The organism is Pseudomonas sp. DP-17, assembly GCF_022380625.1.
GTDB lineage: Bacteria > Pseudomonadota > Gammaproteobacteria > Pseudomonadales > Pseudomonadaceae > Pseudomonas > Pseudomonas nitroreducens_A.
On the sequence record NZ_JAKSXG010000012.1, the window covers coordinates 324,617 to 348,648 of the forward strand.

The following is a 24,032-nucleotide window of genomic DNA, read 5'->3' on the forward strand; positions in this document are numbered from 1 at the left end:
AAGGACTGTCATGACCCGCCCCGCCTCCACCTACGTCGAAGAAACCCGTTTCGGTTTCTGGTTCCTGCAGAGCCACACCTGGCAGCACCACGTGCTGCGCGTGGCGATCAACGACCTCAAGCGCCTGGTCAGCTGGAACACCCCGCAGAACCCGGTGCTGCTCGACGCCGGCTGCGGCCAGGGTCGCTCCTTCCGCCTGCTGCGCGATGCGTTCAGGCCCAGCCGCTTGATCGGGCTGGACGCCGATCCGCACAGCCTCGACTGCTCGGCCATGGAGGCTGCGCGGGAGAACATCGAGGTGGAGCTGAACTGCGCCGACTGCGCCGACCTGATGCTGCCCTCGGCCAGCGTGGACATCCTGTTCTGCCACCAGACCTTCCATCATCTGGTGGAGCAGGAGCGTGCGCTGGCCGAGTTCTGGCGGGTGCTCAAGCCGGGCGGACTGCTGCTGTTCGCCGAGTCCACCGAGGCGTACATCGACACCTGGGTGATCCGCTGGCTCTTCCGTCACCCGATGCACGTGCAGAAGAGCGCCGCGCAGTACCTGCAGATGCTCCGCGAGCAGGGCTTCGAGTTCAGCGAGAGGAACGTCTCCTACCCCTATCTGTGGTGGAGCCGCGCCAAGGACTTCGGCCTGCTCGAGCGCTGGGGCCTGCGCAAGCCCAAGCCGTTCGGCCAGCGCGAGGAAACCCTGGTCAACGCCGTGGTGCGCAAGCCACTGGAGAGCCGCTGAGCATGATCCGCTGGCTGAGTCTTGCCTTCGTCCTGCTGGCGGCCGGTTGTGCCCAGCATGCGCCGCTACCGACCGCGTTGCCGCTGCTGGCGACGCCGTTGCAGCTGCACATCCAGCGCGAACAGGCGGGTGCCAGCCAGGACTGGCTGCTGGTCATCCAGCAGGAGGACGGCGCGCTGCGCTGGTCGTTGATCGATCCGCTGGGCATCCCGCTGTCGCGCCAACTGCTGCTTGAGGGAGAATGGCGCAACGACGGCCTGCTGCCGCCCAACCCCGAAGCGCGCGAGTTGTTCGCGGTGCTGCTGTTCGCCCTTACGCCGGGCGACGAGCTCGCCGCACGCTACCGCGCCACGGACTACCAGGTGCGCGACGGCCAGCGCAGCCTGCAGCAGCACTGGAAGATCAGCTACCGTTCGGCGCAGGACTTCGACCTGGAAAGCCCTCACCTCCGCTACCACGTGACGCCCCTGGAAACAGCTCCATGACCGCGACCTACCTGAACGAGCTGGGCCTGATCTGCGCGCTGGGCAATGACCGCCGCGAAGTGGCCGCCGCGCTGCTGGCGGGCGAGTCCGCCGGCATGCAGGTGCAGGCCGGCTGGGTGCCGGGCAGGAGCCTCCCCGTGGGCACGGTCAAGGCGCGCCTGGCGGCCATCCCCGAGAAGCGCCACGACACCCGCAACAACCGCCTGTTGCTGGCCGCTGCCACGCAGATCGACCCGGCCATCCGCGCAGCCATCCAGCGCTACGGCGCCGCACGCGTGGCGGTGGTGCTGGGCACCAGCACCTCGGGCGTCCAGGAAACCACCCAGGGCATTCGCCATCACCGTTTGCACGGTCAGTTGCCCGAAGGCTTCCACTACTCGCACCAGGAACTGTCTGACCCGGCGGTGTACCTCGCGGAACACTACGAACTGGCCGGCCCGACCTACGCGATCTCTACCGCCTGCACCTCCAGCGGCCGCGCCCTGCAGAGCGCGCGCCGGCTGCTGAAGCTGGGGCTGTGCGACGCCGTGCTGTGCGGCGGCGTGGACAGCCTTTGCCAGCTGACGCTCAACGGTTTCAGCGCGCTCGAAGCGGTCTCCGACGAACTGTGCAAACCCTTCTCGGCGAACCGCAAGGGCATCAACATCGGCGAAGGCGCCGCGCTGTTCCTGATGACCCGCGAGCCCGGCGCAGTCGCCCTGCTCGGCGCCGGCGCCAGCTCCGACGCGCACCACATCTCCGCCCCCGAACCCGAAGGACGTGGCGCCCGCGAGGCGATGCGCAAGGCGCTGGTCGAGGCACGCCTGGACGCTGCGCAGATCGCCTACCTGAACCTGCACGGCACCGCGACCCTGCACAACGACGCCATGGAAAGCCTGGCCGTCAGCGCGCAATTCCCCGCCGGCGTGCCCTGCTCCTCGACCAAACCGCTGTCCGGGCATACCCTCGGCGCCGCCGGCGCGCTGGAAGCGGCGTTCTGCTGGCTGCTGCTGGGCGAGCACAACCCGCAGAAGCGCCTGCCGCCACAACGCTGGGACGGCGTCGCCGATCCGCACTTGCCGGCGCTGCAACTGGTGGGCGAAGACGCGCCGCGGCTGCCGGCCGAAGGCCCGCGCTACCTGATGAGCAACTCGTTCGCCTTCGGCGGCAACAACATCAGCCTGATCCTGGGCGAGATGAGCAAGGACTCTGGAGTGACCCGATGATCGACTGGCCGATCGCCTCACTGCTGCCCCACGCGGGCGACATGATCCTCATCGACGACGTGCTCGACTTCGGCAACGAGGACATCCGCACGCGCCTGACGGTGCGTCCGGGCGGCCTGTTCAACGAGGCCGACGGCAGCCTGCCGGCCTGGGTCGGCGTGGAGCTGATGGCGCAGAGTGTCGCTGCCTACGCCGGTTGCCAGGCGCGCTCGCGCGGCGAGCCGGTGGAGCTGGGTTTCCTGCTCGGCACGCGCCAGTACCAGTGCGACGTGGCGAGTTTCCCGGCCGGCGCGCAAATCACTATCCACGCCATCCGTACCCTGCAGGATGACAACGGCATGGGCGTCTTCGAATGCCATCTGGAAGGGCCGGGGATCAAGGCGCTGGCGCGCCTCACCGTGTTCCGCCCGCCCGAGGTTGCCAGCTACCTGCAGGAACCCGATTTCAAGAAGACCGATTCGAAAGAGCCAAGCGTATGACTGATTCCATCCTCGTAACCGGCTCCAGCCGTGGCATCGGCCGCGCCATCGCCCTGCGCCTGGCCCAGGCCGGCTTCGACCTGGTGCTGCACTGCCGCAGCGGCCGCGCCGAAGCAGACGCCGTGCAGGCCGAAATCCAGGCACTGGGGCGCAGCGCCCGTGTGCTGCAGTTCGACGTGGCCGACCGCGAAGCCGCGCGCAACATTCTCGAAGCCGATGTGGAAACCCACGGCGCCTACTACGGCGTGGTGTGCAACGCCGGCCTGACCCGCGACGGCGCCTTCCCCGCGCTCACCGAGGAAGACTGGGACCAGGTGCTGCGCACCAACCTCGACGGTTTCTACAACGTCCTGCACCCGGTGATGATGCCGATGATCCGCCGCCGCCAGCCGGGGCGCATCGTCTGCATCACTTCGGTGTCGGGGCTGATCGGCAACCGCGGCCAGGTCAACTACAGCGCCTCCAAGGCCGGCGTGATCGGCGCCGCCAAGGCGCTGGCCATCGAGCTGGCCAAGAGGAAGATCACGGTGAACTGCGTGGCGCCGGGGCTGATCGACACAGCGATGCTCGACGAACAGGTGCCGGTGGAGGACATCCTCAAGATGATCCCGGCCCAGCGCATGGGCACCCCGGAAGAAGTCGCCGGCGCAGTGAACTTCCTGATGTCGGCCGAGGCCGGCTACATCACCCGCCAGGTGCTGGCGGTCAACGGAGGACTGTGCTGATGAAGCGCGTGGTCATCACCGGCATGTCCGGCATCACGTCCCTGGGTTCGGACTGGGCGAGCATCGACGCAAACTTCAGCGCCAACCAGAGCGGCATCCGCCGCATGGATGAGTGGGACCGCTTCACCGAACTCAACACCCGCCTGGCCGGCCCGGTGCTGGACTTCACGGTGCCCAGGCACTGGACCCGCAAGCAGCTGCGCAGCATGGGCCGCGTTTCCCGGCTGTCGGTGGGCGCCGCCGAACGCGCGCTGGCCGATGCCGGGCTGCTCGACGATGAGTCCATCCGCGACGGCCGCATGGGCGTGGCCTGCGGCTCGTCCACCGGCAGCACCGACGAGATCAAGGCGTTCGGCAACATGCTGCTCAATTCGGTGGCGGACGGCCTCAACGCCAACTCCTACGTGCGCATGATGCCGCACACCACGGCGGCGAATATCAGCATCTTCTTCGGCCTCAAGGGCCGGGTGATCCCCACCTCCAGCGCCTGCACCAGCGGCAGCCAGGGCATCGGCTATGCCTACGAGGCGATCCGCTTCGGCCGCCTGCCGCTGATGCTCGCCGGCGGCGCCGAGGAGCTGTGCCCGACCGAGGCCATGGTGTTCGATGCGCTCTACGCCACCAGCCTGAAGAACGACACTCCGCAGCAGACGCCGCGCCCCTATGACAGCGGCCGCGATGGGCTGGTGATCGGCGAAGGCGCCGGCATGCTGGTGCTTGAAGAGCTGGAACACGCCCTGGCCCGCGGCGCGCGCATCCATGCCGAGATCGTTGGTTTCGGCAGCAACGCCGACGGCCAGCACACCACGCGCCCGGAACAGGCGACCATGCGCCGCGCCATGGAGCTGGCGCTGGAAGATGCGGGCCTCACGCCCGACGCCATCGGTTATGTGAACGGCCATGGCACCGCCACCGAGCAGGGCGACATCGCCGAGACCCTGGCCACCAGCGAACTGTTCGGAAAGCGCATGCCGATCAGCTCGCAGAAGAGTTTCCTGGGCCACACTCTGGGAGCGTGCGGCGCGCTGGAGTCGTGGTTCAGCATCGAGATGATGAACAGCGACCGCTATGTGCACACCCTGAACCTTGACGAGATCGACCCGCGTTGCGGCGAGCTCGACTACCTGCGGGGCGAGCCGCGCGTGATGAGCCACGAGTACGTGATGAACAACAACTTCGCCTTTGGCGGGATCAACACCTCGCTGATCTTCCGCCGCTGGCGCTGAGCCCTTTTCACCGTAACAACCCAACGACACTGCAAGGAGAGCAATCCATGTCCCGACTGATCCGTAGCATCATCCTGTGCATGACTGCCGTGCTGCTCATCGGCTGTACTGGCAGGGCCGTGCAGAACGTCGACCAGAGCCTGCCGCCGGACAGCCAGCGCACCGCCGCCCAAGTGCAGCAGGCGATCCACAAGGCGCTGGCGGAGCAGAAGTGGACGCTGCAGCAGGACAACGGCAGTGTGATCTACGCAGAGATCACCGTGCGCGAGCGCCATCACGCCGAGATCAGCATTCCCTACAGCAGCCAGCAGTACTCCATCAAGCTGCGCAGCAGCCGTGGCCTGGACGAGAAGGACGGGCAGATCCACCGTAACTACAACAACTGGGTCATCCTCCTCAACGAGAAGATCCAGCAGAACCTGGGCATCACGCCGACGCGCTGATCCGCCTCTGTTTGCCAAGGCCTGCGACCGTATGCGGGAAGCGTGCGGCGCCCGGCGCTCTTGCGTCAGGCGAGAAAAGCCAGCAGCGCCTGGAACACCCCTTTGCCCGCTGCAGCCCGACACCTTGTCGAGCGTGCAGCAGCGGGCCTGACACCGAAGCACCAGGAGAAAAAGGATGCTCTCGTTCGTTCGCTGTATTGCTTTGTCCGCCGCGGTCCTCACCCTCGCCGCCTGTACCTCGAAGCCGGTCTACGCCCCCACCGAGCAGTTCCCCAGCGACTTGCACATCACTCCCGTACAAATGCAGACCGCCATCATCAGCGGCCTGCAGAAGCGCCAGTGGACGGTGCAGAAAGTCACCCCCAGCGAGATCCAGGCCGCCATCACCGTGCGCGGCCGCCACCATGCAGAGGTGACGATTCCCTATTCCACCACCCAATACCGCATCGGCTACCGCGACAGCTGGGGCCTGGATTACAAGGACGGCAAGATCCACCGCAACTACAACCGCTGGATCAGCCTGGTCAATGACAACATCCTGCGCGAGTTGCATCTGGACCCGATCGGCGAACGCGTCGATGCGATGCCGGGGATCGCCCAGACAACCGACGACGTGCCGTTGCTCCTGGAGTTCAACCGCGTGGTCCAGCGCGCTACCCAGGCCGGTCATCTCGACGGCAGCGTGCGCTTCTTCCTGGCCGGCGAGCATGTGCCTGGGCTGGTCAACCCGATGAGCGAAACCTCCACCAGCAAGAAGACCAACTCCACCAACAAGACCGATGAAGAAGCCTGCGACTGGGCGATGATTTCGGCCCTGGCAACACTGCAGAACGCCGCCAAGAAGGAAGGCGCAAATGCGGTGGTGGATATCGTCAGCTTCTACAACCGCAAGGTCTACAGCGACAACGCCAAGTACGAATGCCACACCGGCTCGCTGATGGCCGGCGTAGCTCTGCGCGGAAAGCTGGCGGAAATCCAGTAAGGCCTCAGCGCCTCACCAGCCCGCGGGGGAATAACGCCCCCTGTCTGCCTGCGGGTGAAGGCGGATAGAGCGTTCCGCTTTATCCGCCCTGCGATCGCTCAGCCAGCCCTGCCGGCCTGGACTTCCTGGGTCACCAGGTCGAAGAACGACTGCGCCAGGCGCGACGTCTCGTTGCGCCGCCGCACCAGCCACACCGAACTGGTCGCCCCCGGATCGCTCAGGGTGCGATAGACCACGCCGTCCACCCGCGTCCGGCGGAACGACGCCGGCAGCATCGACACGCCCAGCCCTGCCGCCACCAGGCCGATGATGGTCATCGCCTCGCCGGCTTCCTGGGCGATGCGCGGACTGAAGCCGGCCTGCCGCGACAGCGCCATCAACTGGCTGTAGAGCCCGGTGCCGTAGCTGCGCGGGAAGAACACGAAAGGCTCGTCCGCCAGCGCGGCGAACTCCAGTCCCTCCTGGCTGGCCTGCGCCAGCGGATGATCGGCGCGCAGCACCGCCACCAGCGGTTCGCTGAACAGCTCCACGGCCTCCAGGGTTTCCGGCAGCGGGATCGGGCGGATCAGGCCGACCTGCACGCGCTCCTCCAGCAGCGCCTGCACCGCCTGGCCGCTGCTGAGTTCCTGCAGGTCCAGGTGCACATCCGGATAAGCCTGGCGGAACGCCAGGATGGCGCGTGGGATGCTGGAGGTGAAGGGCGCCGACGCGGTGAAGCCGACCTTCAGCTCGCCGATTTCCCCCTGATGCGCTCTTCGGGCCAGCAAGACGGCGCGGTCCACCTGCTGCAGCACCTGCCGCGCTTCATCGAGGAACAGCTTGCCGGCCTCGGTGAGCGCCACGCGGCGGTTGGTGCGCTCCAGCAACCGCGCGCCGATCTCTTCTTCCAGCGCCTGGATCTGCTGGCTCAGCGGCGGCTGGGAAATCCCCAGTTGCTCGGCGGCGCGGCCGAAGTGCAGCTCTTCCGCCACGGCAATGAAATAACGCAGGTGTCGCAGTTCCATCTTCTCTCCCAGAAGCACCGATGTTCCCGGTTGGGTAGGAGCGGACTTCGTCCGCGATCGGTTTCGCACCGCACCGGTCTCAACGGCGCGGCCACCAATGATTCGCAAAACGACTCAAACGTGTCGATTAATATATTGGAAATAATAAAGCCCGCTCCTTATCCTTTCCACACAAGCCCAATAACGACTACCAACCTGCTCCCTGCCTGGCCGCGCGGGCCCTTGCCGCCATTCCAGGCCCTCCTGCTTTTACCAACCTGAGGTGTGTCGTGAGTCAACCTGCCCTGCGGGCTTTGCGGGAAGAACATCCCATGGAGGCCGAACCGGCCGTCGTACAAGAACCAGTCGCCGCCAACGACCCGGCGGAGGTGCTGCCCGATCTGCGCGAGAGCGCACGCGAAGCCAATAGCGACGTGGTGCGAGCCGTCGAAGACGTCGAAACCTACATCGAGAAAGGCACCCCGGCGTTCATGCGTACCTCGCTTGCGCTGTTCTCCGGAGGCTTCGCCACCTTCGCCCTGCTCTACTGCGTGCAGCCGATGATGCCGGTACTGTCCAAGGCGTTCAGCCTGACCGCCGCGCAGAGCAGCCTGGTGCTGTCGATCTCGACCATCACCATGGCTTTCGGCCTGCTGGTCACCGGGCCGATCTCCGACGCCATCGGGCGCAAGTCGATCATGGTCGCCTCGCTGGTCCTCGCCGCCCTGTTCACCCTCGGCAGCTCGCTGATGCCGACCTGGCACGGCGTGCTGGCCATGCGCGCGCTGCTCGGCCTGTCGCTCAGCGGCCTGGCGGCAGTGGGCATGACCTACCTCTCCGAGGAAATCCATCCGCAGCACATCGGGCTGTCCATGGGGCTGTATATCGGCGGCAACGCCATTGGCGGCATGAGTGGGCGACTGATCAGCGGCGTGCTGGTGGACTACGTGAACTGGCACGTCGCGCTGGCCACCCTGGGCGTACTCGCCCTGGCCGCAGCGCTGCTGTTCTGGCGCATCCTTCCCGAATCGAAGAACTTCCGCCCGGCGCCGCTCAAACCGCGCCGGCTGATCGAAGGCTTCACCGGGCACTTCCGCGACGCCGGCCTGCCCTGGCTATTCCTGGTCGGTTTCCTGCTGATGGGCGCCTTCGTCACCCTGTTCAACTATATCGGCTACCGCCTGCTGGCGGAGCCCTACCACCTGAGCCAAGCCATCGTCGGCGTGCTCTCGCTGGTCTACCTGTCGGGAATCTACAGCTCGGCGTGGGTCGGCTCGCTGGCCGACAAGCTGGGCCGGCGCAAGGTGCTCTGGGCAATGATCGCGCTGATGCTCGGCGGCGTGCTGATCACTCTGCTGCAACCGCTGGCCCTGGTGCTGGCCGGGCTGCTGGTTTTCACCTTCGGCTTCTTCGGCGCGCACTCGGTGGCCAGCAGCTGGATCGGCCGCCGCGCCCTGAAGGCCAAGGGCCAGGCCTCGTCGCTGTACCTGTTCTGCTATTACACCGGCTCCAGCGTCGCCGGCACCGCCGGCGGTCTGTTCTGGCACCAGTACGGTTGGAACGGCGTGGGCCTGTTCATTGCCGGCCTGTTGGGTATCTGCCTGCTGGTGGCCCTTCACCTGATGCGCCTTCCGATGTTACCGCGCGACCTACCAGCACTCAACAAGACTGGGTAGTTTCTACACAGGTGACAAGCAGAATGCCTAAAAACGACATGGAACGGTCGTGCAAAGACATTTATCTCAGATCCGACAACGCCTGCCACACGGGCGTTGTGAGATTTATTCCCAACCTACGACTTAAGTCGTAACAAGATGTGGCGCGATCCTTGCGTTCACAATCTCGAACGACTTGTTGGAATCCTGAAACGGACCTCGACTCCCGCAGTACGCAATTCCCTCCGTAGTTGTAGGTAAAGCATGAGCAGCACCCCTTCTTCCGGGCTCTCCCAGGGCCTGCAAAATCGTCACGTCACGATGCTTTCGATTGCCGGCGCCATTGGCGCGGGCCTGTTCGTAGGCTCCGGCCACGCCATCGCCGAAGCCGGCCCGGCCGTCATGGTTTCCTATCTGGTCGCCGGCCTGCTGGTGGTCCTGGTGATGCGCATGCTGGCCGAAATGGCCGTCGCGCAGCCGGACAGCGGCTCCTTTTCCACCTATGCCGACCGCGCCATCGGCCACTGGGCCGGCTTCACCATCGGCTGGCTGTACTGGTGGTTCTGGGTCCTGGTGATCCCGCTGGAAGCCAACGCCGCCGCGGCCATCATCCACGCCTGGTTCCCCGGCGCGCCGATCTGGGTGCTGGCCTTCCTGATCACCTCGGCACTGACCGTGACCAACCTGTTCAGCGTGAAGAACTACGGTGAGTTCGAGTTCTGGCTGGCGCTGATCAAGGTCGTCTCGATCATCGCCTTCCTGGTGCTGGGCTGCGCGGCCATCTTCGGCTTCTCGCCCAACAGCGAAGTCTCCGGCATCGGCCACCTGACCAGCGAAGGCTTCCTGCCCAAGGGCTGGGGCGCCGTGCTCGCCGCGCTGCTGACTACCATGTTCTCCTTCATGGGCTCGGAAATCGTCACCATCGCCGCCACCGAGTCCAAGGACCCGGAGCAGCAGATCACCCGCGCCACCAACTCGGTGATCTGGCGTATCGCGCTGTTCTACCTGCTGTCGATCCTGATCGTGGTCTGCCTGGTGCCGTGGAACGACCCGCGGCTGGTAAGCATGGGCTCCTACCAGACCGTGCTGGAACACCTGCACATCCCGTACGCCAAGCTGATCGTCGACATCATCGTGCTGGTCTCGGTGACCAGTTGCCTGAACTCGGCGCTCTACACCGCTTCGCGCATGATGTACTCGCTGAGCAAGCGCGGTGACGCGCCGAAGATCGCCCAGGTGACCAGCGTCAGCCGCACCCCGGTGTACGCCGTGCTGCTGTCCACCGCCATGGCCTTCCTGTGCACCTTCGCCAACTACCTGGCCCCGGCCGAAGTGTTCAACTTCCTGCTGGCCAGCTCCGGCGCCATCGCCCTGCTGGTGTACCTGGTGATCGCCCTGTCGCAGCTGCGCATGCGCAAGAAGCTGCTCGCCCAGGGCCACCAGCTGAAGCTGAAGATGTGGCTGTTCCCCTGGCTGACCTGGGCGGTGATCCTGTTCATCGTCGGCGCCCTGGTGATCATGCTGATCCGCCCGGACCACCGCATGGAAGTGGTCGCCACCACCCTGCTGACCGTCGTGGTGGTCTGCTCCGGCCTGCTGGTATCCAACCGCCGCAAGTCCCAGCGCGCCGCTGGCGTGGTCGGCGATGCTGCGTGATGCACTCTGATGGGGCTTGAGGCTCCATGAGGGAACGAAAAGCCCCGCTTCCGAGCGGGGCTTTTTTTGTTCGGAAAATCCTCCGCTGCTTAGGCCGATCGCGGACGGAGTCCGCTCCTACGCTCGGGAAGGCCTTTGCAGCGGCGGCGCCGGACATGTTCGCGAGCAAGCTCGCTCCTACAGGCAGGTACCGGAGTGCTCTTCGTAGGAGCGAGCTTGCTCGCGAACCCGATTAACCGCAGAACTTGCCGGAAAATCACGAAAAGCCGATACCCGGAAAGGAAAAAGCCCCGCGACTGCGGGGCTTTCCGGTGGAGCCTCAGGCTCAGTGATACTGCGCCGACAGCTCGTGCACCGCCTCGAAGAAGGCGCCGGCGTGTGCCGGATCAACCTCCGGGGTGACGCCATGACCGAGGTTGAACACGTGGCCATTGCCATTACCGAAGGCGCCGAGGATCCGCGCGACTTCGGCGCGGATGGCTTCGGGCTTGGCGTAGAGCACCGCCGGGTCCATGTTGCCCTGCAGCGCAACCTTGTCGCCGACGCGGGCGCGAGCGCTGCCGATGTCGCAGGTCCAGTCCAGGCCCAGGGCCTCGGCACCGGTGTTGGCCATGGATTCCAGCCACAGGCCGCCACCCTTGGTGAAGAGGATCACCGGTACGCGGCGACCTTCGTGTTCGCGGATCAGGCCGTCGACGATCTTCCGCATGTAGGCGAGGGAGAACTCCTGGTAGGCCGCCGCCGACAGCGCGCCGCCCCAGGAATCGAAGATCTGCACCGCCTGGGCACCGGCCAGGATCTGACCATTGAGATAGCTGGTGACCGACTGCGCCAGCTTGTCCAGCAGGGCGTGCAGGGCCTGCGGATTGTCGTAGAGCATCGCCTTGGTCTTGCGGAAGTCGCGGCTGGAGCCGCCTTCGACCATGTAGGTGGCCAGGGTCCAGGGGCTGCCGGAGAAGCCGATCAGCGGGACGCGGCCATTCAGCTCGCGGCGGATGGTGCGCACGGCGTCCATCACGTAGCCCAGGTCCTTCTCCGGATCGGGGATCGGCAGGGCGTCAATGTCGGCCTGGGTGGTCACGACCTTCTTGAAACGCGGACCTTCGCCGGTCTCGAAGTACAGGCCCTGGCCCATGGCGTCGGGGATGGTGAGGATGTCGGAGAAGAGGATCGCCGCGTCCAGCTGCGGATAACGGTCCAGCGGCTGCAGGGTCACTTCGCAGGCCATCTGCGGGTTCATGCACAGGCTCATGAAGTCACCGGCCTTGGCGCGGGTAGCGCGGTACTCCGGCAGGTAGCGGCCGGCCTGGCGCATCATCCAGACAGGGGTGACATCGACGGGCTGCTTGAGCAGGGCGCGGAGGAAGCGATCGTTCTTCAAGGCAGTCATAACGGCATCCGGCAAAAAAGTGCGGGTATTTTCGCAAAGCCCAAAAGAAAAGGCACGGCGGGGGCCGTGCCTTTTGTCCATCGCGACAGTTTGTCGCTGCGGATAGCTTTTTTGTAGGAGCGAGCTTGCTCGCGAACAACACCCCGCTTCGGGGCCAGGTTCGCGAGCAAGCTCGCTCCTACAGGTCCGGCTCAGACGCCCAGGTAATCCAGGATGCCTTCGGCAGCCGTGCGGCCTTCGAAGATCGCCGTCACCACCAGGTCGGAACCACGGACCATGTCGCCGCCGGCGAAGATCTTCGGGTTGCTGGTCTGGTGCTTGAACTGCGCGGCGGCCGGGGCGATGACGCGACCCTGGCTGTCGATCTCCACCTGGTGCTGGTCGAACCACGGCGCCGGGCTCGGGCGGAAGCCGAAGGCGATCAGCACGGCTTCGGCCGGGATGATCTCCTCGGAACCCGGGATCGGCTCGGGGCTGCGACGGCCGCGGGCGTCCGGTTCGCCGAGACGGGTCTCGACCACCTTCACGCCTTCCACCTTGTCCTCGCCGACGATGGCGATGGGCTGGCGGTTGAAGAGGAACTTCACGCCCTCTTCCTTGGCGTTCTTCACCTCTTTGCGCGAGCCGGGCATGTTTTCTTCGTCACGGCGGTAGGCGCAGGTCACGCCCTTGGCGCCCTGGCGAATGGAGGTGCGGTTGCAGTCCATCGCGGTGTCGCCACCGCCCAGTACCACGACGCGCTTGCCCTTCATGTCGACGAAGTCTTCCGGCGACTTCTCGAAGCCCAGGTTGCGATTCACGTTGGCGATGAGGAAGTCCAGCGCATCGTGCACGCCGGGCAGGTCTTCGCCGGGGAAACCGCCTTTCATGTAGGTGTAGGTGCCCATGCCCATGAACACGGCATCGTACTCATCGAGCAGCTGCTCCATGGTGACGTCCTTGCCGATCTCGGTGTTCAACCGGAACTCGATGCCCATGCCGGTGAAGACTTCACGACGACGCGAGAGCACCTGTTTCTCCAGCTTGAACTCGGGGATGCCGAAGGTCAGCAGGCCGCCGATTTCCGGGTTCTTGTCGAACACCACCGGGGTCACGCCGTTGCGCACCAGCACGTCGGCACAGCCCAGGCCCGCCGGGCCCGCGCCGATCACGGCGACGCGCTTGCCGGTGGGCTTGACCTTGGACATGTCCGGGCGCCAGCCCATGGCGAAGGCGGTGTCGGTGATGTACTTCTCCACCGAGCCGATGGTGACCGCACCGAAGCCGTCGTTCAGGGTGCAGGCGCCTTCGCAAAGGCGATCCTGCGGGCACACCCGGCCGCAGACTTCCGGCAGGGTGTTGGTCTGGTGGGACAGTTCGGCAGCCGCGAGGATGTTGCCTTCGGAGACCAGCTTCAGCCAGTTGGGGATGAAGTTGTGTACCGGGCATTTCCACTCGCAGTACGGGTTGCCGCAACCCAGGCAACGGTGGGCCTGGTCAGCCGCCTGCTGCGGCTTGAACAGGTCGTAGATTTCCACGAACTCGCGCTTGCGCTGGCGAAGAAGCTTCTTCTTCGGATCCTTGCGCCCGACTTCGATGAACTGGAAGTCATTGTTAAGACGTTCAGACATTTTCAGACCTCATCAAACTTCAGGCGCTTATTGCGGGTTGGCACGAGTGCTGGTCAGCAGGGAACCGAGGCTGGCAGCCTTCGGTTTCACCAGCCAGAACCGACGCAGGTAGTCGTCGAGGTTCTCCAGCAGATGTGCGCCCCACTCGCTCGCCGTTTCCGCCACGTACTCGACCAGCACCTTGCGCAGATGGTTGCGCTGGGCCTCCATCGCTTCGCCGCTGATCCGCTGGATTTCAACCAGCTCATGGTTCACGCGGTCGACGAAGGAGTTGTCCATGTCGAGGACATAAGCGAAGCCGCCGGTCATGCCGGAGCCGAAGTTGTAGCCGGTCTTGCCCAGAACGCAGATGAAGCCGCCGGTCATGTATTCGCAGCAGTGGTCACCGGTACCTTCAACCACGGCATGGGCGCCGGAGTTGCGCACGCCGAAGCGCTCGCCCGCGGTGCCGGCGGCGAACAGCTTGCCGCCCGTGGCGCCGTACAGGCAGGTGTTGCCGACGATGGCCGATTCCTGCGACTTGAACGGGCTGCCCTTGGGCGGGGTGACGACCAGCTTGCCGCCGGTCATGCCCTTGCCGACGTAGTCGTTGGCGTCGCCTTCCAGGTACAGGTGCAGGCCGCCGGCGTTCCACACGCCGAAGCTCTGGCCCGCGGTGCCCTTGAAGCGGAAGGTGATCGGCGCCTTGGCCATGCCCTGGTTGCCGTGGACCTTGGCGATTTCGCCGGAAATCCGCGCGCCGATGGAGCGGTCGCAGTTGCAGATATCCAGTTCGTACTCGCCGCCCTTGGCGCCTTCGATGGCGCCACGGGCCAGCTCGACCATCTTCTCGGCCAGCAGGCCCTGGTCGAACGGCGGGTTCTTCTCGACTTCGCAGAACTGCGGCTTCTCGGCCGGGATCAGGTCGCTGCCCAGCAGCGGCGTGAGGTCGAGGTTGCCCTGCTTGGGCGTCTCGCCCGGCAGGATTTCCAGCAGGTCGGTGCGGCCGATCAGTTCTTCCAGGCTGCGCACGCCAAGCTTGGCCAGCCACTCACGGGTTTCGCTGGCGATGAAGGTGAAGAAGTTCACCACCATGTCCACGGTGCCGATGAAGTGGTCCTTGCGCAGCTTGTCGTTCTGGGTGGCGACGCCGGTGGCGCAGTTGTTCAGGTGGCAGATGCGCAGGTACTTGCAGCCCAGGGCGATCATCGGCGCGGTGCCGAAGCCGAAGCTCTCGGCGCCGAGGATGGCCGCCTTGATGACGTCCAGGCCGGTCTTCAGGCCGCCGTCGGTCTGTACCCGGACCTTGCCGCGCAGGTCGTTGCCGCGCAGGGTCTGGTGCGCCTCGGCGAGGCCCAGCTCCCACGGCGAACCGGCGTACTTGATGGAGGTGATCGGCGAAGCGCCGGTACCGCCGTCATAGCCGGAAATGGTGATCAGGTCGGCATAGGCCTTGGCCACGCCGGCGGCGATGGTGCCCACGCCCGGCTCGGAAACCAGTTTCACCGATACCAGCGCCTGCGGGTTGACCTGCTTGAGGTCGAAGATCAGCTGGGCGAGGTCTTCGATGGAGTAGATGTCGTGGTGCGGCGGCGGCGAGATCAGGGTCACGCCGGGCACCGCATAGCGCAGGCGGGCGATCAGGCCGTTGACCTTGCCACCGGGCAGCTGGCCGCCTTCGCCGGGCTTGGCGCCCTGGGCCACCTTGATCTGCAGGACTTCGGCGTTGACCAGGTATTCCGGGGTCACACCGAAGCGGCCGGTGGCCACCTGCTTGATCTTCGAGCTCTTCAGCGTGCCGTAGCGCGCCGGGTCTTCACCGCCCTCACCGGAGTTGGAGCGACCGCCCAGGCGGTTCATGGCCTCGGCCAGGGCCTCGTGGGCCTCCGGCGACAGCGCGCCAAGGGAGATGCCGGCGGCGTCGAAGCGCTTGAAGATGGACTCCAGCGGCTCGATCTCGTCCAGGCTCAGCGGCTGCTCGGAAGTCTTCACCTTGAGCAGGTCGCGCAGCATGGAGACCGGACGCTGGTCCACCAGCGCGGTGTATTCCTTGAACCTGGCGTAGTCGCCCTGCTGCACAGCAACCTGCAGGGTGTTCACCACGTCAGGGTTGTAGGCGTGGTACTCGCCGCCGTAGACGAACTTCAGCAGGCCGCCCTGCTGGATCGCCTTGCGGTTGTTCCAGGCCTCAGAGGCCAGCAGCTTCTGCTCGTTCTCGATATCGAGGAAGCGCGCGCCCTGGATGCGACTCGGGGTGCCCGGGAAGCACAGGCCGGTGACTTCGTCGGACAGGCCGATGGCTTCGAACAGCTGGGCGCCGCGGTAGGAAGCGATGGTGGAAATGCCCATCTTCGAGAGGATCTTCAGCATCCCCTTGGAGATGCCCTTGCGGTAGTACTTGAAGACCTCGTAGAGGTCGCCCAGCACTTCGCCAGTGCGGATCAGGTCGGCCAGCACCTCGTAGGCGAGGTACGGGTAGACCGCGGACGCGCCAAAGCCCACCAGCACCGCGAAATGGTGCGGGTCACGGGCGGTGGCGGTTTCCACCAGGATGTTGGAGTCGCAGCGCAGGCCGGTCTGCACCAGGCGGTGGTGCACGGCGCCGACGGCCAGGGCCGCGTGCACCGGCAGCTTGCCGGGGGCGATGTGGCGGTCGGAGAGCACCAGCAGCACCTTGCCGGCGCGCACGGCTTCCTCGGCCTGGTCGGCGATGTTGCGCACCGCCGTCTCGAGGCCGACGCTTTCGTCGTAGTTCAGGTCGATGTGGTGCAGGTCGAAGCCCGGACGCTCCAGGTTCATCAAGGTCCGCCACTTGGCCGGGGAGATCACCGGGGTGGTCAGGATCGCCTGGTTGGCGTGGTGCGGGGACTCTTCGAAGATGTTCTGCTCGATGCCCAGACAGGTTTCCAGGGACATCACGATCGCTTCGCGCAGCGGGTCGATCGGCGGGTTGGTGACCTGCGCGAAGACCTGGCGGAAGTAGTCGTAGGGCGAGCGGATGCGCTTGGACAGCACCGCCATCGGGGTGTCGTCGCCCATCGAGCCGACTGCTTCCTGGCCCTGCTCGGCGAGCGGGCGCAGCACCTGGTCACGCTCCTCGAAGGTGACCTGGAACATCTTCATGTACTGCTTGAGCTGGTCGCCGTCGTAGCTGGCAACGCCCTGGTCATCGTCCAGGGTCGCCTGGATGCGCAGCGCGCTCTGGCGCAGCCACTGCTTGTAGGGGTGGCGCGACTTGAGGCGGTTGTCGATGTCCTCGGTCTGCAGCAGCTGGCCGGTCTCGGTGTCCACCGCGAGGATCTGGCCCGGGCCGACGCGGCCCTTGGCGATGACGTCCTCGGGCTTGTAGTCCCACACGCCGATTTCCGAGGCGAGGGTGATGTAGCCGTTCTTAGTGGTGACCCAGCGCGAGGGACGCAGGCCGTTGCGGTCGAGCAGGCAGACGGCGTAGCGGCCGTCGGTCAGCACGACGCCGGCGGGGCCGTCCCACGGTTCCATGTGCAGTGAGTTGAATTCGTAGAACGCCCGCAGGTCGGCGTCCATGGTCTCGACGTTCTGCCAGGCCGGCGGAATGATCATGCGCAGGCCGCGGAACATGTCCATGCCGCCGGTGACCATCAGCTCGAGCATGTTGTCCATGCTGGAGGAATCCGAGCCCACGCGGTTGACCAGCGGGCCGAGCTCATCCAGGTCCGGCATCCATTCGTTGGCGAACTTGGCGCGGCGGGCCTGGGCCCAGTTGCGGTTGCCGGTGATGGTGTTGATCTCGCCGTTGTGCGCCAGCAGGCGGAACGGCTGGGCCAGCGGCCATTTCGGCAGGGTGTTGGTCGAGAAGCGCTGGTGGAAGACGCAGATGGCGGTCTTCAGGCGCTCATCGGAGAGGTCCGGATAGAAGGCGGCGAGGTCCGCCGGCATCATCAGGCCCTTATAGATGATGGTCTTGTGCGAGAAGCTGCAGACATAGTGATCGGCGTCCTCGGCGTTGGCCACGGAGGAGCGGCGACGGGAGCTGAACAGCTTGACCGCGAACTCCTGGTCGGACAGGCCTTCACCGCCGATGAACACCTGCTCGATCTGCGGCAGGCGCTCCAGCGCCAGGCGACCCAGGACGCTGGTGTCGATCGGCACCTTGCGCCAGCCGACCAGCTTCAGGCCGGCGCGCTCGATCTCGCGATTCATGTTCGCGCGGGCGGCTTCGGCTTTCACCGGATCCTGGTTGAAGAAGACCATCCCGACCGCGTACTGGTCAGGGAGATCGGCGCCGAAGGACTCAAGGGCCACGGCGCGCAGGAACTGGTCGGGCTTCTGGATCAGCAGCCCACAGCCGTCCCCGGTTTTCCCGTCCGCGTTGATCCCACCTCGGTGGGTCATGCAGGTCAGTGCTTCGATGGCGGTTTGCAGAAGTTCGTGGCTTGCCTCGCCCGTCATGTGGGCGATCAGACCGAATCCGCAGTTATCCTTGAACGTCTCAGGATGGTACAGACCTGCTTTCATAGGGAACTCTCACCGGCAAAACTTTTATAGATTCCAGGGTCTGCTGACGTTTCGCCATCGCCCAGTTTCGCCGTGCAGGCTCGTTTCCCGCGCACCCCAAAGGCTCGGGCCGCTTCTATCGAGCAGCGCCGTTGCAGCCCCTGGTTCACCTGGAATGACCGTTCCGCGCGAGTTGCCACGTCTTACCCAACGTAGCGGCGGTTCCGGCCCTGGCCATGACGAAACGTCAGCAGACCCTCTACAAGCACTTCGCCTGTCTACTCGCTCAAGCGGCAAGTTTCCGATAGGCAAAGGGAGGTCATTGTACACATGGGGAAAGCGACGTCACTGTTTTTTTTGACGCACTGCTGACACCCGATGTCGCATTTTTATAAGAATCCTGTCAAAGACACAAGCCAATAAAAAAGCCGAGCCCCGCGGGGCGGGGCTCGGCTTTTCAGTATTGCGACACTGCGACCTTTCAGCGCGCCCCGGCGATGTCCTGCTGGATGCTGGAGAAAGGACGGGCCCAGGGCTTGGAGGCCTGAATCTTCGCCGGCAGCTTCTTGATCGCCGCCTGCGCGGCAGTGCGATCAGCAAAGTTACCGTAGGTCACGACATAGAACGGCTTGCCCTGCAGGTTCTTGCGGAAGTAGCGGTAGTCGCCGCCGCCCTGCTGGCTGATGAAGGCCTTGGCGCTGGCTTCGGAGCCAGTGCCCAGCACCTGCACGGAGTAGCGCGAGCCGGCCTGTGACTGGTACCAGCTGCTGCCACCGGCGCTGCCCGTTGCCGCGGCGGGCTTGCTGGCGGCGGTCGCCGGCTTGGCGCTGGCGATGGTTGTGGCAGGCTTGGTCGCAGCCGGCTTGGCAGCCTGGGTGGGCTTGGCCGGTGCGGTGGCAGCGGGCTTGACCGGTTCCGGGCGCGGAGTGGGCGCGGGAGTCGGGGCCGGCTGGATGGCAGCCTGCTGCTGTACCGGAGCCGTCGGCACCGGGTTCAGCGGTTTCGGACCATTGTTCGCCAGCGGGGTGACCGGCGGCGCGGTGGTGGTCACGGTCGGCGGAATGGCTGCCGAGGGCATGCCACCCTCGTCGGCATCTTCCTGACCACCGGCCTGAGCCAGGGGTTCACGGATCACCGGCTGGCTTTCGCCCACCAACGGCAGCGGCAGCGGCTGGTTGGAACCGGCGAATTCCACGGACGGGCCGTTGCCCTGGGCATCCGGCTGCGGCTGTGCGTTCGGCTGCGGAGCTGCGCCACCGCCCAGCGGCAGTTGCGACGAAGTCTGCGCAGCGGTGTTGCTCGCGGTCTCCGGCTTGGTGGTCTTGCCCTGCATGAACCAGGCGGCGATGACACCAATGGCGACCACGCCGAGGATTGCCAGGTGCTTCTTCGGCAACTTGAAGCCGGCACCGGCGGCTTTGCGTTCGCCACTGCGATCAGCCAGCATCGCTTCGATCATCGCATCGCGAGCGGTCTGGTTGATGGTACCCGGCCAGCCGCCGGATTGTTCGTGGATGTCGGCCAGCAGGTCGGCGGAAATCAACTCGATACCCTGCCCCGCACCTTCGAGGCGCTGCGCCAGGTACTCGCGGGTTTCTTCTTCGCTGTAGGGTTGCAACTCGATGGCGTGGAAACGCTCCTCGCCCTCGGATAGCACCTCCAGGCGCGAGAGCAGCTCAGGCTCGCCAAACAGGAAGACGTGCAGGCGCGCTTCGGAGTTGCCGGCGGCCAGCAGCAGAAGGACTTCGAGAGCATCGTCGCGTAGCTGCTCGGCGTCATCCACCAGCAGGTAGACGTCCTGCCCGGTGATCGCCAACTGGGCGACCTTGGCAAGGATCGCCTCGATGCTGGTCTGGGTGATGCCCAGGCCTTGCGCGAGCTGGCGCAGCAGCGTGGCCTCGTCGGTCACCGAACGACCGGAGATCACCACGCTGGAGACGGCGTCCTTGTTGGTGCTGGCCACCAGGGCCTGGCGCAACAGGGTCTTGCCGCTGCCCAGCGGACCGGTAACGGCCAGCAGCAGGTGGCTGTAGCGCGCCAGGTGGTGCAGCTGGCCCAGTACGGGCTTGCGCTGCGCCGGGAAGAACTTGAAGCCCGGAACCCGCGGTGCGAAGGGGTCATGACTGAACTGGTAGTGGGCCAGGAAGGCCTCATCGGCATGCAAGCTGGACATGGGACCTCAGTGTTCTCCTGCCTGACCGACCAGTGACTGGTAGTCAGCGCGCAGTGTTTCTTCCAGAATCTCACGGGGGAATTCGGCGGTCACGACCGCGCCCCCCAGCCCTTGGAGCAATACCAGACGCAGACGGCCATCGAGCACTTTCTTGTCGACGGCCATGTGCTCGAGAAAATGCTCGGCGTTCATTTCCTGCGGCGGGACCACCGGCAGCTTCGCCGCGGCGAGCAGGCGGATGCCGCGGTCGAGTTCGGCCTTTGTCAGCCATCCCAGCCGATGCGACATCTCGAGTGCCATCACGGTTCCCGCACCCACGGCTTCGCCGTGCAGCCAGACGCCGTAACCCATGTGGGTCTCGATGGCGTGACCGAAGGTATGGCCCAGGTTCAGCGTGGCGCGCACGCCGGTCTCCTTCTCGTCGGCGCCGACCACGCGGGCCTTGGCCGCGCAGGAGCGCTCGATGGCTTCGGTCAGCGCGACAGGCTCCAGCGCGAGCAGATCGCCCATGTGCGCTTCCAGCCAGGCGAGGAAAGGCTCGTCGCAGATGAAGCCGTACTTGATCACCTCTGCCAGGCCCGCCGACAGCTCGCGCGGGGGCAGCGTCTTGAGGGTCGCGGTATCGATGACCACGGCCTGGGGCTGATAGAAGGCCCCGACCATGTTCTTGCCCAGCGGATGGTTGATACCGGTCTTGCCACCCACCGAGGAGTCCACCTGCGACAGCAGGGTGGTCGGCACCTGGATGAAGTCGACGCCGCGCTGGTAACAGGCAGCCGCGAAACCGGTCATGTCGCCGATGACGCCACCGCCGAGGGCGATCAGGGTGGTCTTGCGGTCATGGCGTGCGGTCAGCAGGCCATCGAAGATCAGCTGCAGGGTTTCCCACTGCTTGTAGGCTTCGCCGTCAGGGAGCACGACCGTGGTGACCTTGTAGGCGGCCAGGGTCTTCTGCAGTCGATCCAGGTACAGCGGCGCGATGGTTTCGTTGGTGACGATGGCTACCTGGCGGCCGCGGATGTGCGGCTCGAAGTAGCGCGGATCATCCAGCAGCCCCTCGCCGATATAGATCGGGTAGCTGCGATCGGCCAGATCGACGTTGAGTGTGCGCATGAAACCCCCGGACAGGAAAGGGGACTAGGATACCCCAGATTGCAGCGCCGTTAATGGCGCTCCAGCTCACGCAGGCGCTCGATGATCTCCAGCACGACGAGACGCGGAGGCCGCTCGTCGGTTTCGATGATCACGTCGGCGATTTCGCGATAAAGCGGATCGCGCATCTGCATGAGGTCGCGAAGGATCTGTTCCGGATTGGGCTTCTGCAGCAGAGGGCGATTCTTGTCGCGCGCCGTGCGGGAAATCTGCTGCTCGACCGAGGCGTGCAGGTAGATCACCTTGCCGCCATTCTTGAGGATGAGGCGATTGGCGTCGCGCATGACCGCGCCGCCGCCCGTGGCAATGACCACGCCCCCTTCATCGCACAGCTCGGCCAGCATCGCCTGCTCACGCTCGCGGAAGCCCGCCTCGCCCTCGACATCGAATATCCAGGGGATGTTGGCTCCGCAGCGCTGCTCGATCTCTTTATCCGAATCTTTGAAGACGAGGTGAAGTTCTTTGGCGAGAAGACGCCCGATGGTGCTTTTACCAGCTCCCATCGGGCCTACCAGAATCAAATTGGACACGACATTGATCAACGGCCGACTGCAATGGCCTGATTATTCATGATCCGCGGGGTAAGGAAAACCAGCAGCTCGTTCTTGCTGTCGGTTACCGAGTCGCGACGGAACAGTCGGCCAATGAACGGAACGTCACCGAGGAACGGAACCTTGTCGGTCGCCTTGGTCTGGGTGTTGGAGAACACGCCACCGATCACGATGGTTTCGCCATCGTTGACCAGTACCTTGGCGTTGACTTCGTTCTTCTTGATCGGCGGTACGCCGTTCAGGGCGTTGGCGTAGTCCGGCTCGTCCTTGTTGACCTTCACTTCCATGATGATGCGGTTGTCCGGAGTGATCTGCGGAGTCACTTCCAGGGCCAGTGCGGCCTCCTTGAACGAAACCGAGGTCGCGCCACTGGAACTGGCTTCCTGGTACGGAATCTCCGAGCCCTTGAGGATCTTTGCGGTTTCCTTGTCGGAGGTGACGACCTTGGGCTGGGACACCACTTCGCCGTTACCGCTCTTCTCCATGGCGGAGAGTTGCAGGTCGAGCATGGCATGGTTGCTCAGGAAGCCGATGCCGATACCGGAAGTACTGTTGGTCACGCCCATGTCGACGAAGGGAACCGGCGCTACGCCGTCGGCGGCAGTCCAATTACCCACGGTAGAGGTTCCCGGCAGGTAGAGCTGGCCGGAGTCGCTATCGACGGTCCGGGCGCCGTCCTTACCGTAGAAGTCCCAGTTGCCGCTGCTGAAGGCACCGCCCCAGCGAACGCCCAGGCTCTTGCTGTAGTCCACCGCCGCTTCGACGATGCGCGCTTCGATCATCACCTGGCGAACCGGGATGTCGAGTTGGGCAACGATACGGCGCAGTTCGTCGAGGCGGTCCTGGGTCTGGTAGGCAATGATGGCGTTGGTACGGTCATCTACAGTGATCGAACCCCGGTTATCGCCGCCGGGAGCGGCACCCGGAGCACCGCTGGTGCCGGTCACCGACTGGAACAGCTTGGCAATGTCCGACGCCTTGGCATAGTTCACCTGGATCAGCTCACGACGCAGCGGAGCCAGTTCGGAGATCTGCTTCTGCGCCTCCAGCTCCTGGCGCTCGCGAGCGGCGATTTCATCGGCCGGTGCAACCAGCAGGACGTTGCCGACCTTGCGCTTGTCCAGGCCCTTGGTCTTGAGCACCAGATCCAGCGCCTGGTCCCACGGCACGTTCTGCAGGCGCAGGGTGATGTTGCCCTGCACGGTGTCCGAAGCCACCAGGTTCAAGTCGGTGAAGTCGGCAATGAGCTGCAGCACCGAACGCACGTCGATGTCCTGGAAGTTCAGCGACAGCTTCTCGCCGGTGTAGGCGAAGTTGTCCTTCTTGCGCTTCTCGGCATCGTCCTGGGTCAGCGGCTTGATGCTGACGGTCATGCGGTTGTCGGTCTGATAGACGAGATAGTCATACAGCCCGGTCGGCTCGATGGAGATACTGGCCTTGTCGCCAGCGGCCGCGGCGTTGACGAACTGCACCGGGGTGGCGAAGTCCTTCACGTCCAGTCGCACGCGGAGGTTATCCGGCAGCTGGGTACGCGGGAAGTCCAGGCGGATCTTGCCGCCTTGCTCCTGGATATCAGGACTGACCGTCGGATCGGACAGATCGATCACGACATTGCCTTCCCCCTGTTCGCCACGCTGGAAATCGATATTGCGGATCGCCTTGCCAGCCGGAAGGTAAGGCTTGGGCTGGGCAGGCTTGGCAACCGGAGCCGGCGACGGCGCGGCAGAAGCGTAGGAACTGGAGGTCGCACCGCCCGCACCGACCACGACATAGAGGTTCGAACCTTCGGCACGCGTGGTGTAAGGCACCAGGGTACTGAGGTTGACGATAAGGCGGGTGCGGTCCTTGGCCTCGACCACGGTCAGGCTGCGGGCGTTGCCCACGCCCAGCTCGCGATTCTTGCTACCCAGCTTGTTCTGCACGCCCGGCAGGTCCAGCGCAATACGCGCCGGCTGCTCGATGGTGTAGCCGCGCGGCGCCGCCACCGGCTCGTCGAAGCCGAGCTTCAGCTCCACGCGGTCGCCCGGCAGTGCCGCCACATCGACGCTCTGCAGGTTGGCGGCGAGCAGCGCCGGCGCGAATACGGCCGCGAGCACGGAAATGCTCAGGCGGGAAAGCGTTCTATTCATCGT

At 65.1% G+C, this 24,032-nt stretch carries 18 protein-coding genes; 10 read left to right on the forward strand and 8 right to left on the reverse strand.

Annotated elements, in window-relative coordinates; all coding sequences use genetic code 11:
- Positions 1 to 10 precede the first annotated feature (10 nt).
- The 8 genes from MJ122_RS20040 to MJ122_RS20075 all read left to right on the forward strand — a co-directional run bounded on the left by MJ122_RS20040 (position 11) and on the right by MJ122_RS20075 (position 6,278).
- Positions 11 to 733 (forward strand): class I SAM-dependent methyltransferase, encoded by a 723-nt coding sequence (locus MJ122_RS20040; protein WP_017520494.1) that lies wholly within the window; start codon positions 11 to 13, stop codon positions 731 to 733.
- A gap of 2 nt (positions 734 to 735) precedes the next feature.
- A complete protein-coding gene (locus MJ122_RS20045; RefSeq protein ID WP_239745816.1) occupies positions 736 to 1,218 on the forward strand; it encodes a hypothetical protein in 483 nt (160 codons plus the stop codon).
- Complete coding sequence (locus tag MJ122_RS20050; RefSeq protein WP_239745817.1) at positions 1,215 to 2,423, forward strand: beta-ketoacyl-[acyl-carrier-protein] synthase family protein; 1,209 nt, start codon at positions 1,215 to 1,217, stop codon at positions 2,421 to 2,423. Before MJ122_RS20045 ends, MJ122_RS20050 begins: the two co-directional genes overlap by 4 nt.
- Positions 2,420 to 2,902: a hotdog family protein gene (locus MJ122_RS20055; protein ID WP_239745818.1), complete on the forward strand. Its 483-nt coding sequence runs from the start codon at positions 2,420 to 2,422 to the stop codon at positions 2,900 to 2,902. Before MJ122_RS20050 ends, MJ122_RS20055 begins: the two co-directional genes overlap by 4 nt.
- Complete coding sequence (gene fabG / locus MJ122_RS20060; protein ID WP_017520498.1) at positions 2,899 to 3,627, forward strand: 3-oxoacyl-ACP reductase FabG; 729 nt, start codon at positions 2,899 to 2,901, stop codon at positions 3,625 to 3,627. The genes MJ122_RS20055 and fabG overlap by 4 nt, the downstream gene beginning before the upstream one ends.
- Positions 3,627 to 4,853 carry a beta-ketoacyl-ACP synthase gene (locus tag MJ122_RS20065; RefSeq protein WP_239745819.1) on the forward strand — a complete coding sequence of 409 codons (1,227 nt, stop codon included), beginning with the start codon at positions 3,627 to 3,629 and terminating at the stop codon, positions 4,851 to 4,853. Before fabG ends, MJ122_RS20065 begins: the two co-directional genes overlap by 1 nt.
- 47 nt (positions 4,854 to 4,900) lie before the next feature.
- Positions 4,901 to 5,296 carry a hypothetical protein gene (locus tag MJ122_RS20070; protein WP_239745820.1) on the forward strand — a complete coding sequence of 132 codons (396 nt, stop codon included), beginning with the start codon at positions 4,901 to 4,903 and terminating at the stop codon, positions 5,294 to 5,296.
- Positions 5,297 to 5,471: 175 nt separating this feature from the next.
- Positions 5,472 to 6,278, forward strand: a complete 807-nt coding sequence (locus MJ122_RS20075) for a hypothetical protein (protein WP_239745821.1) — start codon at positions 5,472 to 5,474, stop codon at positions 6,276 to 6,278.
- A gap of 98 nt (positions 6,279 to 6,376) precedes the next feature.
- Here MJ122_RS20075 and MJ122_RS20080 read toward each other — a convergent pair whose 3' ends face one another.
- A complete protein-coding gene (locus MJ122_RS20080) occupies positions 6,377 to 7,282 on the reverse strand; it encodes a LysR family transcriptional regulator (protein WP_045215991.1) in 906 nt (301 codons plus the stop codon).
- A gap of 311 nt (positions 7,283 to 7,593) precedes the next feature.
- Between MJ122_RS20080 and MJ122_RS20085 the strand changes: the two genes are divergently transcribed.
- Both MJ122_RS20085 and gabP read left to right on the forward strand, forming a co-directional pair.
- Positions 7,594 to 8,937 carry an MFS transporter gene (locus MJ122_RS20085; protein ID WP_239745822.1) on the forward strand — a complete coding sequence of 448 codons (1,344 nt, stop codon included), beginning with the start codon at positions 7,594 to 7,596 and terminating at the stop codon, positions 8,935 to 8,937.
- Between the two features lie 243 nt (positions 8,938 to 9,180).
- The gene (gene gabP / locus MJ122_RS20090; RefSeq protein WP_239745823.1) at positions 9,181 to 10,572 is read left to right on the forward strand and encodes a GABA permease; all 1,392 of its coding nucleotides are present in this window, start codon (positions 9,181 to 9,183) and stop codon (positions 10,570 to 10,572) included.
- Positions 10,573 to 10,897: 325 nt separating this feature from the next.
- On the opposite strand, the gene hemE is transcribed toward gabP, so the two are convergent.
- The 7 genes from hemE to pilQ form a co-directional block, all read right to left on the reverse strand.
- On the reverse strand, positions 10,898 to 11,962 hold the full coding sequence (gene hemE / locus MJ122_RS20095) for a uroporphyrinogen decarboxylase (RefSeq protein ID WP_239745824.1): 1,065 nt from the start codon (positions 11,960 to 11,962) through the stop codon (positions 10,898 to 10,900).
- Between the two features lie 191 nt (positions 11,963 to 12,153).
- Positions 12,154 to 13,572, reverse strand: a complete 1,419-nt coding sequence (locus tag MJ122_RS20100; RefSeq protein WP_088416086.1) for an FAD-dependent oxidoreductase — start codon at positions 13,570 to 13,572, stop codon at positions 12,154 to 12,156.
- A 27-nt stretch (positions 13,573 to 13,599) separates the two neighbouring features.
- Entirely contained in the window at positions 13,600 to 18,045 is a 4,446-nt protein-coding gene (gene gltB / locus MJ122_RS20105; protein WP_239745825.1) for a glutamate synthase large subunit, read from the reverse strand.
- A 460-nt stretch (positions 18,046 to 18,505) separates the two neighbouring features.
- Complete coding sequence (locus MJ122_RS20110) at positions 18,506 to 20,197, reverse strand: AAA family ATPase (protein ID WP_239745826.1); 1,692 nt, start codon at positions 20,195 to 20,197, stop codon at positions 18,506 to 18,508.
- Positions 20,198 to 20,203: 6 nt separating this feature from the next.
- Positions 20,204 to 21,310, reverse strand: coding sequence for a 3-dehydroquinate synthase (gene aroB, locus MJ122_RS20115; RefSeq protein WP_239745827.1), 1,107 nt, complete (start codon positions 21,308 to 21,310; stop codon positions 20,204 to 20,206).
- A 50-nt stretch (positions 21,311 to 21,360) separates the two neighbouring features.
- Positions 21,361 to 21,879, reverse strand: coding sequence for a shikimate kinase AroK (aroK, locus tag MJ122_RS20120; RefSeq protein WP_026079212.1), 519 nt, complete (start codon positions 21,877 to 21,879; stop codon positions 21,361 to 21,363).
- 8 nt (positions 21,880 to 21,887) lie between these two features.
- Positions 21,888 to 24,029: a type IV pilus secretin PilQ gene (gene pilQ, locus MJ122_RS20125; protein WP_017520511.1), complete on the reverse strand. Its 2,142-nt coding sequence runs from the start codon at positions 24,027 to 24,029 to the stop codon at positions 21,888 to 21,890.
- Between the last annotated feature and the right edge of the window lie 3 nt (positions 24,030 to 24,032).